Here is a 12261-nt window from a genome sequence, read left to right as displayed (position 1 = left end):
ATTAAATATGAAAAGTAATCATAAAAAAATGCGTCCTAAAATTGGAACGCATTTTTTTAAAACTATAATTGAAGCGTGTTATTCCTTAATGAATTTTTGAGGATAACTTCTGCCGGCTGTATCTGAAATAGATAAAATATAAGTTCCGGTTGCTAATTTCTCAACATTAATTGGTTGATTTACATCATTAGTTGAAAGCACTACTTTTCCGGTTAAATCATAAACTAAAGCTGATTTAAGTGTCACATTTGAATTGTCCTGCAAGTGAATATTCACCACATTTTTTGCAGGATTTGGATAAATTGAGAATACACCATTGTTGAAAGAATTAACTGCCAATGTCGAACCTTCAACTACCAAAAGACTTTGATTTGGATTTACACTGTTGATAGTATCAATAATTCCGGAAGGCCATTTTATAACTACCTGATCAATAGTTGTAGCTTGTCCAATTCCAAAATGAGCAACTATGGTACTCATGTTTTGGAAACCAGTACCACTTTGTACATATCTGATTTGTTGTCCCCATGAACCATAAATTTCAACTCTGGCTCCAATTCCGTTTCTGTTACTTTGAATTCCCTGTAAATTAACATTTAGCCATTTATTAGTATTACCATTGTTAAATAATACATTAGTACCGTTTTGAATGTCTAAAAATCCATCATTATTTAAATCACCAATTGGTCTGTCGTAGGAAGATAAATTGTATGCATTTGGATTTGGTGTAAAGTGAAAATTACCATCGCCAAACATAATGTTATTACCAGATCCCAATACATCTAAATTCCCATCATTATCAAAATCCTGAGCTACATGTTCTCTTCCTAAAAAATAGAATGTATCATAACCGGAACCGGCAGTTACGCTTGTAAATGTTCCGTCTCCATTATTTCTTTTTACGTTGGAATATCCATTTGATGATGAGTTTACACCAACAAGAACATCGACCCAGCCATCATTATTAAAATCGCCACAAGCTCCAGACCATGTTTGTTCAGGGTTTGCCATGTTTGCTGCTGTAGCTACATTGGTATAGGTTCCATCACCATTGTTTCTATGCAATTGATCAATATTCCCTCCAACGCCGGAACCACCTTGACCACATTTTGCTAAATACATATCGATATCACCATCATTATCATAATCAAACCAATTGGAAGCATAATTTCCACCAGTGGCAAAGTCACCAATTCCACCCTGAATATGATTCAAATTAGTTCCGTCGTTAATATAATATCGGTTTGGAGCATTATCATCACAGGCAAAAGCATCTAGTTTTCCGTCATTATTTATATCTACAAAGTTTGTTCTTTGTACCAAATAATTTTGTGTTTTTCTGTCTGTGGTATATGCTGTCCCATCGCTATTAGCTTTTAAAAATGCAACACCACTTCCGGAACCATAAACTAAATCGTTGAATCCATTATTATCATAATCGCCAGCGGCAATACTCCATGTCGGTAAAACAGTTGTATTAGGAACAGTATAAGTCGTTGAAGTAAAAGTACCACCAGTTTGCTGATAGCTAATTACTAATTGCGTTGTAGAAACAGGAGAAACAATATCATCCAGATAATCTCCATTCATATCCGCAATGCAATTGTAAGAGTTGCCGGCTATACCTGAAACAGCCTGAGTTGTAAATGATAATCTATCAGGACCGGGAGCTGATCCTTCCATAACTGAAAAATCAAAAGTAGACGAACTGTATTTATTGTCAAAAGCAATGGTATAGGTTGTTCCTGTTGTTGCCTGAAAAGTTATTTGCGAAGAGTTAGTCCCATTATAGTCATCATTTGAGCCAACACAAACTAATGCGCTACAATCTCCTGAATATATTATTAAACGGGTATCCTTGTTGTTGTTTTGAGGTAAAAAAGTAGAAACAACTACATACATGTTTTGTGTAGCAGTAAACTTGTACCATTTACCTTTAGCCGCGGTTCCATTTCCTAAACCGCACAACATAGTAGGCGCAACACCGTTTTCACTTGTAAATGCTGGTGCTGTTGTAGTAGAGTTTAAATCAACGTTTAGCGCAGTTGCACAACTTGTCTGAGCTACAGCGAATGATAAGCTAAAAAACAAAACAATAACAGAGGTAATTTTTTTCATAATATGCTTTTTGTTAAATAATTTTTATTCTAAATATTAGTTACATCTTTGGGTTAGTGATGAAATATATTGTTCTAAAAGGGCAACACCTTCATCATGAACAATAGTTCTTCCTAACAAAGGCATTCTTTCACTTTCATCATTTGAACTTAATCGATAATGCATAATCGATTTGCTAAAGTTTCCGGGAGTAATTACTTTTTGTAAAGTCGGACTTATCTCTTCATCAGCTACTAAACAAATACCAATATTAGAATCAACATTTGTTTGACCAAAAGGCAATCGAATAGGTCTATAATAGCAACGAGCTTCATCCTGATGGCAATGTGCGCAGTTTGCATCTAAATAAGAGCGCAGTCTTAAATCTAATGGTTGCGTTGTATCATGATAATCTACAGCAGAAACAATAGAAGAAGGATAGCTGTCTAAATAACCTTCTTCAACTAATTTTTGTAAAATCTTCTTACTTCTATTACCGTAGATGTGATTGTGATTTAAATTTTGTGGTTTAACGCCAATTGGTGTTTCGATTTCGTTAATTTTATGACAGGCAAAACACTCAGAATCCGATGGTATTCTGTAGTCTGTTGTAACTATTTCACCGCTAGGTTTTGCAAAAGTTATATTCTTGGTGCTTCCATTAGTAAAATCTATACCTGCTACTAAATCGGCATCGGTCTGCTCATCATTCCATAAATATTCATAAAATTTCCAGCCATCGGCTTTTCTGATCATTAATCGGGTTTCGATTATTTTTGTAAGGTTTCCTGGTTGAATTGTAGTGTAATAAAAAGTCTTTATCAAAACAGTTCCAACCGGAAAATTCAGAATTTTATTGTCAGCAACATAAGTCGCGGTAACACCTTTCGGCATCCATATAAATCTCTTTTTTGAAGCGTAATCCGTAAAAAGTGCACTGGCTGGTTCATACGCAACCACATTCAACGAAGGGATTTGATCCTTCATTTCACCTTCAAAAAACTTATAATCGGACAGTTTTGGATAAGGAACTAAAGTTAAGTCAACTGTAACTGGGGAAACCGGAATGTACTCGTCATCATTGTCAGAACAAGAAATAAAAATGATAAACGTTAAAAGTACCGCAATGGATAGAAAGTAATATTTTTTCATAGATTTTTAAAATGCAGACCAAATATAATAATTATTTAACAACCTTCTGAAAATTAACAAAAATTCTAAAAAATGAAATCGGTTTATTCACAATTTGATAAAAATTGCGCATCTCAATTTTCTACAATTCTTCTTCCTTATTGGCTCTTTGTAAAATATTTTCGGGTAACGCTTTTTTGGCTTTTGCCCCCATTTTCTTTAGGTTTTCAACTCGATTGATTAGATTTCCGCTACCATCAACAAGCTTACTCATGGCATTGTCATATTCTGTTTTGGAGTCTTTTATTTTATTCCCAACCTTAACCAGGTCAGCTACAAAACCTTCAAATTTGTCGTACAAAGCTCCGGCTTGTCGCGCAATTTCCAACGCGTTTTCCTGTTGCTTTTGATTCGTCCACATGCTGTCAATAGTTCGCAATGTTGCCAATAAAGTTGATGGCGTAACAATCACAATATTTTTTTCAAAAGCTTTGTTGTAAAGCGAAGTGTCTTCATTCAGTGCCAAAGCAAAAGCGGATTCGATTGGAATAAAAAGCAACACAAAATCAGGGCTTTCCATTTGATATAAATCCTGATAATTCTTCTCGCTCAATTGGTCAACATGACGTTTGATTGCTATCACATGCTCTTTTAAATGCTGCGCTTTTTCAGCATCGTCTTCTTCGTTGATATAACGTTCATAAGCTGTCAATGTAACTTTCGAATCGACTACCATTTTCTTGCCGTCTGGTAAATTAATCACCACATCAGGAAAAACACGATTGCCGTCATCGGTTACAAAACTTTGCTGTACTTCATATTCGCGCCCTTTTTCCAAACCTGATTTTTCTAATACACGTTCCAAAATCAATTCGCCCCAATTGCCCTGCATTTTGCTATCACCTTTCAATGCTTTGGTTAGGTTTAAAGTCTCTTTGCTCATCTGCTCGTTCATTTCGCGCAAGCCTAATATTTGTTGACGTAATGCAGCATGATAATCAATGCTTTCTTTGTGTGTGTCTTCGACTTTCTTTTCAAAAAGCTGAATTTTATCCTGCAACGGTGTCAGGATGTTTTTGAGGTTTTCTTTGTTTTGTTCGGTGAATTTATTGGTTTTTTCTTCAAGGATTTTATTGGCTAGATTTTCGAATTCTTTGGTAAATTTCTCCTGAAGTTTTTCTACTTCTTCCTTTTGTTCTTTGTTGCGTTCCCAAAGATTTTCAAAATCAGTTTCTTTTTTGGATAACTGAATCGCCAATGATTCTTTTTCTGCCCGAATAGTTTCCCGTTCCTGAACCGTTTGATTTAATTGTAATTTGAATTGTTCAATTTGCTGCAGCAAACCGTTTAATTTTTCTTCCAAAGACGCTTTGTCCAATTTTGAATTGGCTGCTAAAAGTGTTTTTCCGATATAAATTCCGATGAATAAGGCAATGACAAAGGCGAAGATGATATATAAAGAAGCTGACATTATAAGATTATGTTTTTTGTAAAAATAAGCATTAAATTGAAATTGACTATTTCAAAAATGTATTTTTGTTGCAAATAAAAACCATGCATCGTCATTTCCTAATTCATAAACCTCACGGCTATTTAAGTCAATTCATTTATGAAAAAAAACGCCCTAAAAGGTTGCTTGGCGAATTGTATAATTTCCCCGAAGGAACCATGGCAATTGGCCGATTGGATGAGGATTCCGAAGGATTACTTTTGCTAACCACTGACGGAATGATGAGCGAAATCGTGCGAAGCAAAACCGTCGAAAAAGAATATTACGCACAAGTTGACGGAATTATAAATAAAGAAGCTGTTGCCCAAATTAAAAGAGGTGTCGAAATTGGTTTCAAAGGCATTCGATACACCACCAAAGAATGTGATGCTAAAATCATAACACAACTTCCGGATAGCATTGGCGAAGGAAGAAGAATTCGGGATGAACGTCATGGCCCAACGAGTTGGGTTTCGATAACGTTGACCGAAGGTAAATTCCGCCAGGTGCGAAAAATGACTGCGGCAGTTGGATTTCCAACACTTCGATTGGTCAGAATCCGCGTAGGTCACCTACATTTGCAAAACCTAAAAGCAGGAGAAGTTCTTGAAGTAGAAAGTTTTTTCCCGAATAACCCAATAACCGAATAACCAAATGCTCAACATCGTTTTAGTAGAACCCGAAATCCCAAACAACACTGGAAACATTGGACGATTGTCTGTTGGAACTGAAAGTCGGTTGCACTTAATTCATCCGTTTGGATTTGTAATCAATGACAAAAACCTAAAGCGTTCCGGTTTGGATTATTGGGTGCATTTAGATGTTACAGAATATCAAAACGTAGCTGAATGGATGGAACAGATTAAAGATAAATCCAGAGTTTTTCTGATGAGTTCACACGCTGCAAAATCGATTTATGAAGCTGAATTTCAGGATGGAGATTGGTTGGTTTTTGGTAAAGAAAGTGTTGGTTTATCTAAAGAGTTTTTGGCATTATTCGAAAATCATTTGACAATTCCAATGTCGAGTTTAATCCGGAGTTATAATATTGCCAATTCGGTGGCGTTTGTAGTTGGTGAAGCTAAAAGGCAGATTAGTTTGAAATAACAAACTTCCCTCTTTCGCCATCAAAAGTGATGGACGAATCTTTAAAAAGCGAATTAAAAATTCCTTTCGTAATCAAATTGCAAGGTTGATCTTGCTCTACTGAACTTTCAGTCATTACAATCATTTCGTCCGAAAGTTGTATAGCCAAATCAATATCGTGAGTCGAAAATAATATGCATTTATTGGTCTCCTGTGATAACTTTTTCAAGAGTTTAAAAACCGAAACTTTGTGAAACAAATCCAAATGTGTGGTTGGTTCATCCAAAATTATCAAAGGCGTATCTTGTGCCAATGCTCTTGCAATTAAAACAATCTGCAATTGTCCATCGCTAATCTCATGATGCTTTTTGTCAAGCAAATGTTCAATATGTGTGAGTGCAATCGCCTGATTTATTTTCTCTAAATCTTCTGCGGAGAGTTTGCCAAGCCAATTCGTATAAGGCTGTCTTCCTAACGCAATCAATTCAAAAACAGTCAAATTACTTGGCGGTAGTTTTTCGGTTAATACCAAACTAAGATTTTGTGCCAACGCCAACGCTTCGTAGTGATGAATATCTTTTTCGTTTAGCGTAACCGTTCCGGTCAACGGTTTTTGAATTCCGGTTACCGTTCGTAATAAAGTCGATTTTCCAATACCATTTCCACCAACCAATGAAATTAATCTGCCTTCTTTAAAAGTCAGATTGAGGTTTTCAGCTATAGTGTTTTTCCCCTTTTTGGATTGGTATCCAATGGATAAATTTGAAGTGGAAAGTATGATTTTATTCGAACTCATTACTGTATACTTTTCTTTCTGACAATTAACCAAATCACTATAGGCGCTCCAATAATAGACGTAATCGCATTTATTGGTAAGGTAAAATCAAAACCCGGCATTTGTGAAATCGTATCACAAAACAACATTATAATAGAACCGATAAGCAATGTTGCAAAAAACAACACTTTATGATTACTCGTTTGAAATAATAGTTTCCCCAAATGTGGAACCGCCAATCCGATAAAAGCAATTGGTCCGGCAAAAGCAGTAATGCTTCCAGCCAAAATACTCGTTGCAAATATGATGATATAACGCGCTTTTCTGATATTCAACCCCATGCTTTTGGCATAGTTTTCTCCAAGCAGCAATGCGTCCAAAGGTTTTAAAGAAAGCAGACTGAACAATAATCCAACAACTGTACAAACCGCTAAAATCGAAATGTTCTGCCACGATAAATTGCCAATGCTTCCCATTGACCAAAACGTATATTTCTGCAATTGTTCCGCCGAACTGAAATAGGTAAATACACTCACTATCGCACTCGTAAAACTGCTAAACATCAAACCCACAATCAATATCGACATCGTGTCGCGCAAGCGTTGGGAAACTATTAAAATCATCACTAAGACTAAAGAACTTCCAATACAGGAAGCCAAAATAATTCCATAGGAAGAAAGCAGGAATTGCGAAAAAACAGCAGGTAAAAAACCAGATCCAAGAATCACAAAAGCAACGCCTAAACTCGAACCCGAACTCAATCCGAGCACATAAGGTCCGGCTAGCGGATTTCTGAATAAGGTCTGCATCAACAAACCCGAAATTGAAAGCCCGATACCAACAAGAATAGCGGTTATGGCTTTTGGTAAACGAAAATTAACAATAATATATTCCCATGTTTCTTTGGATGCATGACATCCAAACAAACTCCTGAAAACTTCTTTAATCGGAATGGCAACTTGCCCCATTGAAATGTTCAATAACAATGTCAATAGCAATAGCAGCGATAATCCTGAAAATAATATGGTGTTTCTGTTTTTCAATCTATTGTAATTTCTCAAAGAAAAAAGGTTGGTAGCCAGGCAACAATTCCGGATGCAGGATTTTTACTAAATCTTTCAATACCAAATCTGGTCGGTTTGGTGCCAATTCATAATAAAGAATGCCACCAGTTTTTCCTTTTTTTCCACTGAACGAATATACATTTTTATTCCTGAAAGCATCAAATTTAGCATAATGCGGATTCAAATCGGTCATCTCCTTAAGCGAAGAAAATTGTCCGGAAGTAATCCAAATATCAGCATTTTTAGCCTTTTCAAAAACGGTTTCAAAGGATAAGGATAAACTACCGGTCCCACTTGTTTCCTGCCAAAGGTAATTGCTGTTGGCTTGTTTCAAAAGCAAACTTCCCCAGCTGGTTCCTTTTGGTAAATACCATCGGTCTTCAAACATATCGCCGGCCAAAATGGTTGGCGTCGTCTTAGCCATTTTTGCAATGGTTATGGTTTTTAAATAATCTTTTTCAATCTTGGTAAAGATTTCATCTGCTTGTTTTTGTTTGCCATATAAAGCTCCGAAAAACTTTATCCATTCGGCTTTTCCTAAAGCGGTTTCCTCGTTCCAATCGCCGTTGAGCATCACTTTTAAGCCGCTTTTTTGCAGATTATCCAGCGTTGGATTTTTGTTGTCAATGCCATAGCCAATGATGACATTGGGTTGTAAATCGAGTATAACTTCGGTGTTTAAATCCTGATTATTGCCGAGTTCTTTTATTTTTCCGGCATCAATTCGAGCTCTTACTTTTTCGGATGAGATATAATCGCAATGCGGAAAACCCACTAAAGTATTCACTTCATCAAGCATTTCCAATGACGGGATATGCGTTGTTGAGGTTACGACTATTGTTTTTATCGGAACAGAAATGATGGTGTTTTGTTTCAAACTATCGGGAACAAGACCGTTTTTTTCTTTTAGTATGTAAGTATAGGTTTTGGTCGCTTTTGGCCATGGATTTTTAACTGTCACTACCGAATAACCAAAATAGTTTTGAATTGAAAAGCCCGTTGCGTATCGTACTTCATTTTTTGAAGAAATAGTAGTTTCTGATTTTGATTCGTTTTTGCAACTGAAAAGAAATAATAGAGCAAACGAAAATAAAATTCTTGATATCATTGATTTCATAAGGATATTTTGCAAGTGATGCAAAGGTAAAAGGAAACCCTTAAAAAATCTTTTTTATTTTTTAATCAATTTATAATTGGCTGTCTGCCCGTTATCAAAACTAAGATTCAGGATATACATTCCGGCGCTTAATTGTGAAGATTGATTATCTAAATCTGATTTTGATGAAGTTGAAGCTATTGTTTTCCCAGTGATGTCAGTTATTGAATAGTTGATAATTGTTTGCTTTGTTTCGATATCGAAAATATCTGAAAACGGATTGGGAGAAATGATAGCTTTTGATTTTTCAAATTGTGGATTTGAAAGCATAACACCTCCATTGTACAGTTCCGTAGTTGAAACAACAGTTGAATAACTTGACAAAGCGGCATTTAAAAGGTTTTTATCACAATTACAAACTACCGTATAATATCTTAAAATATTGTTGACTGTTGATGAAGGATAACTCTGTGTATAAAAGAAAACATTGTAAGTTTGAAAAATAGCATTCAAACCAGGATCATTGGTGACAATCACACCACCTGAAGTGCCAACAGGAGAACCAATAGTTAAATCAGCTAATTGTAATCTTAATGCGTCGGTAAATTCCATACCATTAGTAATGTGTACTGATTCTATTACCGATGAATACGCAGTTAATGCATCTATAAATTGTTGCGAAACATTGCCTCGGATATTTTTAATTCTGCCAGCGTAGGGTCCATAAGGATGAACCTCGTTATTTTCATAATTAGTAATGCCATAGGTAGTGAAAATGGCATTCAAACCAGCATCGTTTGATGTGTTAAGGCTATGAATATAAAATTCATCCCATACATAAATTGGGCTTCCAATATTATAATCAACCAATCTAATCTCTACACTTGGTTGTGAAAATGCAAAATTTGAAACGAATAAAATAAGTAATAACTTTTTCATAATCTGTCGTTTAAACTGTTCGTAAAGCTAGGAAAATATTTTCAATTTAAATCAATTTTCTGTGTTATATTTGCACCCGAATTAAGGTTGCGATTTCTGTTTTTCAAAATCGCATTAAAAGGGAATTTGGTTTAAATCCAAAGCTGTTCCCGCAACTGTAAGCTATTAAGCTTGTTGTTATCTACATACCATTGTTCTGAAATATCAGAATGAGAAGGTCAACAACAAGACGCAAGCCAGGAGACCTGCCTAATTCGACTGAGTAACAAACTTTCGGGAAAAGAGGTTTGGGTATGGGTAAATTCTATGCTTTTCTCCCAAGATTATTAAATTATTGTTGAATTAAAAAATGAAAAAAACAGTAAAAGCAGTAGCTATTTTAGCTTTGCTAAACACTTGTGCCTATGCACAACAGGATTCTGTCAAAGTGAATCCATTGAAGGAAGTGGTGCTTTCAGACACCAAATTTGCGCAAAGCAAAGAAAAATCAGGAAAAGTCATTGAAGTAATTACGGCTGAAGATTTAAACAAAAAATCAGGGCAAAGTCTTGCTACGGTTTTAAGTCAGGTTGCCGGAGTTGAAATTAACGGAAACCAATCGGCTAATGGAAAAAACCTTGGTTATTACATTCGTGGTGGTAAAAATCGTCAGGTTTTGATTTTGATTGATGGGATTCCGGTAACGGATGCATCGGGAATTAGTTTTGAGTATGATTTGCGTTTGTTGCCTGTTGAGCAAGTAGAACGAATTGAAATCATGAAAGGCGCGGCAAGTACGTTATACGGAACCGGAGCAGCAACGGGAGTAATTAATATTACGTTGAAAAAATCGGCTAAAAAAGAAATTCAAGGGAATGCATATGTATCGATTGGATCAAATAATACATCTGATAATTACAAATACAAAGGGCATGATTTTAACCAAGGACTTTCGGTAAATGGTGATTTCAAGAAGGTAAATTATTTTGCCGGATTCAACAGTACTGAAACCAAAGGAATGTCGCAAATAGCCGGAGAGAATTATGAACCGGATAGTTTTTCGAGACAAAATCTTTTGGCAAAACTTGGTTTTAAAGCTACACAAAAACTGAGTTTGGATTTCTTTGGGAATTATGATAGAATCAAAAATGATTTCGATTTTACCTTTGACAACACAGGCTTCAACGATACTGATGCCAATGTGACGACTTCGGAACAAATTCGTTTTGGAGTTTCGCCAAAATACAAATACAACAAAGGTGAATTTGTACTGAACTCCGGTTTTACCAAAATTACCCGTGATTATAACGAGTTTAATGCCTTCACAAGTACAACGGATTATTCGGTTTACGATTCAAGAAGTGTTGTTGTGGATGGATTTAACAAATACAATTTCAACAAGCAATTGTTTGTGATTTTGGGCGTTACGTATCAGTTCAATGATATGAAAAGCCAAACACCTTTCAGCAGTATTGAAAACGAAAGCACCAAGTTCAACATACTTGATGGTTACACCGTTTTGGTATATAATTCTGATTTTGGTCTGAACATTAATGCCGGAGGAAGACTCAACAGACATAGCGCTTATGGCGAAAATAATGTGTGCAATTTTAATCCGTCATACAATTTCAAAACTTCGTTTCCTTTGAAAGTGTTGGCTTCGTATAGCACAGCTTACATTACGCCAAGTTTATACCAATTGTATTCAGAATATGGAAATGAAGATTTAACTCCGGAAAAAAATGCAACCGTTGAAGCTGGTTTTGAAACGGAATTGTTTAATAAAAAAGTAAAGCTGAATGCTGTTGGGTTCTTCCGTAGCCAAACTAATGCAATTGATTTCTATTTCGATTCTTCGACTTTTGAGGCATACTATGTTAATGTAAATGGAGAAACAAAAGCAAAAGGTGTGGAAACGTCTTTGAATATTGCGTTAACTTCTAAACTACAATTAAACGGAAATTATACTTTCACACAAGTTGATGAAGCATTAGATAGATTAATTCCGAGACATAAAGTAAATGCCGGTTTGGATTTTCAACCAACAACCAGAACACTGTTTAATGTGAACTACCAGTATTTTGATGCACGTAATGATGCGTTTTATGATGCCAATATTTTTAGTGTGCAGCCTGCTAAATTAGGTTCGTATCAATTGGTAAATGCTTTAGTGAAATACGAATTGATTAAAAGTCGTTTGACCATTTTTGGAGCAGCGACTAATATTTTAAACGAAGAGTATGTTGAGAATGTGGGTTATTCTACTCGAGGAAGGAATTTCAAAATTGGGTTAAACATTTTGTTGTAATTAGTAAGCAGAAAGCACCCGAAAGGGTGCTTTTTTTATAGCCATTAGTTGAAATTGTATAACATTTGCACTATAAGTTTATAAGGAATATGAGTTTAGATGGAAGTATCTTTATAGGAGTTTAAATAATTGATTATGAAAAGTTTACTCAACATCAGAACAGGCTTATTGATACTCATGGCTTCAGTATTGCTTTCATGCGCATGTCACTATGCAAATCATGGAACAGCCTCTGACAGAACAGGAACCAACGGTGCTACAAACGGAAACGGAAAGGTACCAAGAGGGTAATAACAA

General features: G+C 35.6%; 11 protein-coding genes and 1 riboswitch. Of the genes, 4 read left to right on the top strand and 7 right to left on the bottom strand.

All coding sequences use genetic code 11. The annotated features are described in order from the left end of the window. Window positions 1-78 precede the first annotated feature (78 nt). From GS03_RS12640 to rmuC, 3 genes are all read right to left on the bottom strand, one after another. A complete protein-coding gene (locus tag GS03_RS12640; protein ID WP_136152899.1) occupies window positions 79-2118 on the bottom strand; it encodes a CRTAC1 family protein in 2040 nt (679 codons plus the stop codon). A gap of 36 nt (window positions 2119-2154) precedes the next feature. Next, window positions 2155-3249, bottom strand: a complete 1095-nt coding sequence (locus GS03_RS12635) for a hypothetical protein (protein WP_136152898.1) — start codon at window positions 3247-3249, stop codon at window positions 2155-2157. A gap of 121 nt (window positions 3250-3370) precedes the next feature. Beyond that, on the bottom strand, window positions 3371-4699 hold the full coding sequence (rmuC, locus tag GS03_RS12630; RefSeq protein WP_136152897.1) for a DNA recombination protein RmuC: 1329 nt from the start codon (window positions 4697-4699) through the stop codon (window positions 3371-3373). 83 nt (window positions 4700-4782) lie between these two features. Between rmuC and GS03_RS12625 the strand changes: the two genes are divergently transcribed. Both GS03_RS12625 and GS03_RS12620 read left to right on the top strand, forming a co-directional pair. Beyond that, window positions 4783-5367, top strand: coding sequence for a pseudouridine synthase (locus GS03_RS12625; RefSeq protein ID WP_136153117.1), 585 nt, complete (start codon window positions 4783-4785; stop codon window positions 5365-5367). 4 nt (window positions 5368-5371) lie between these two features. Further along, entirely contained in the window at window positions 5372-5824 is a 453-nt protein-coding gene (locus tag GS03_RS12620) for a tRNA (cytidine(34)-2'-O)-methyltransferase (protein WP_136152896.1), read from the top strand. Here the strand turns inward: GS03_RS12620 and GS03_RS12615 are convergent. From GS03_RS12615 to GS03_RS12600, 4 genes are read right to left on the bottom strand one after another with little or no spacing between them, the layout of a single operon-like run. Next, the gene (locus tag GS03_RS12615) at window positions 5811-6599 is read right to left on the bottom strand and encodes an ABC transporter ATP-binding protein (RefSeq protein WP_136152895.1); all 789 of its coding nucleotides are present in this window, start codon (window positions 6597-6599) and stop codon (window positions 5811-5813) included. The two genes, GS03_RS12620 and GS03_RS12615, sit on opposite strands and share 14 nt — an antisense overlap. Beyond that, on the bottom strand, window positions 6599-7621 hold the full coding sequence (locus GS03_RS12610) for an iron chelate uptake ABC transporter family permease subunit (RefSeq protein ID WP_210726616.1): 1023 nt from the start codon (window positions 7619-7621) through the stop codon (window positions 6599-6601). The genes GS03_RS12615 and GS03_RS12610 overlap by 1 nt, the downstream gene beginning before the upstream one ends. 1 nt (window position 7622) lies before the next feature. Then, the gene (locus GS03_RS12605) at window positions 7623-8759 is read right to left on the bottom strand and encodes an ABC transporter substrate-binding protein (protein ID WP_246034093.1); all 1137 of its coding nucleotides are present in this window, start codon (window positions 8757-8759) and stop codon (window positions 7623-7625) included. 54 nt (window positions 8760-8813) lie between these two features. After that, entirely contained in the window at window positions 8814-9677 is an 864-nt protein-coding gene (locus GS03_RS12600) for a T9SS type A sorting domain-containing protein (RefSeq protein WP_136152893.1), read from the bottom strand. A gap of 66 nt (window positions 9678-9743) precedes the next feature. Continuing rightward, a riboswitch (cobalamin riboswitch) is annotated at window positions 9744-9944 on the top strand. A gap of 82 nt (window positions 9945-10026) precedes the next feature. Between GS03_RS12600 and GS03_RS12595 the strand changes: the two genes are divergently transcribed. Both GS03_RS12595 and GS03_RS13370 read left to right on the top strand, forming a co-directional pair. Continuing rightward, window positions 10027-11964, top strand: coding sequence for a TonB-dependent receptor plug domain-containing protein (locus GS03_RS12595; protein WP_136152892.1), 1938 nt, complete (start codon window positions 10027-10029; stop codon window positions 11962-11964). A gap of 135 nt (window positions 11965-12099) precedes the next feature. Then, on the top strand, window positions 12100-12255 hold the full coding sequence (locus GS03_RS13370; RefSeq protein WP_168710309.1) for a hypothetical protein: 156 nt from the start codon (window positions 12100-12102) through the stop codon (window positions 12253-12255). Window positions 12256-12261 lie beyond the last annotated feature (6 nt).

Source organism: Flavobacterium sangjuense (assembly GCF_004797125.1).
GTDB lineage: Bacteria > Bacteroidota > Bacteroidia > Flavobacteriales > Flavobacteriaceae > Flavobacterium > Flavobacterium sangjuense.
The sequence above is the reverse complement of the archived record's forward strand: the minus strand, read 5'-3'. Positions and strand labels throughout refer to the sequence as shown.

Excerpts from the sequence above, each read along its gene's own strand:
- GS03_RS12640 (WP_136152899.1), bottom strand. The coding sequence starts at position 2,118 with ATGAAAAAAATTACCTCTGTTATTGTTTTGTTTTTTAGCTTATCATTC.
- GS03_RS12635 (WP_136152898.1), bottom strand. The coding sequence starts at position 3,249 with ATGAAAAAATATTACTTTCTATCCATTGCGGTACTTTTAACGTTTATC.
- rmuC (WP_136152897.1), bottom strand. The coding sequence starts at position 4,699 with ATGTCAGCTTCTTTATATATCATCTTCGCCTTTGTCATTGCCTTATTC.
- GS03_RS12625 (WP_136153117.1), top strand. The coding sequence starts at position 4,783 with ATGCATCGTCATTTCCTAATTCATAAACCTCACGGCTATTTAAGTCAA.
- GS03_RS12620 (WP_136152896.1), top strand. The coding sequence starts at position 5,372 with ATGCTCAACATCGTTTTAGTAGAACCCGAAATCCCAAACAACACTGGA.
- GS03_RS12615 (WP_136152895.1), bottom strand. The coding sequence starts at position 6,599 with ATGAGTTCGAATAAAATCATACTTTCCACTTCAAATTTATCCATTGGA.
- GS03_RS12605 (WP_246034093.1), bottom strand. The coding sequence starts at position 8,759 with ATGAAATCAATGATATCAAGAATTTTATTTTCGTTTGCTCTATTATTT.
- GS03_RS12600 (WP_136152893.1), bottom strand. The coding sequence starts at position 9,677 with ATGAAAAAGTTATTACTTATTTTATTCGTTTCAAATTTTGCATTTTCA.
- GS03_RS12595 (WP_136152892.1), top strand. The coding sequence starts at position 10,027 with ATGAAAAAAACAGTAAAAGCAGTAGCTATTTTAGCTTTGCTAAACACT.
- GS03_RS13370 (WP_168710309.1), top strand. The coding sequence starts at position 12,100 with ATGAAAAGTTTACTCAACATCAGAACAGGCTTATTGATACTCATGGCT.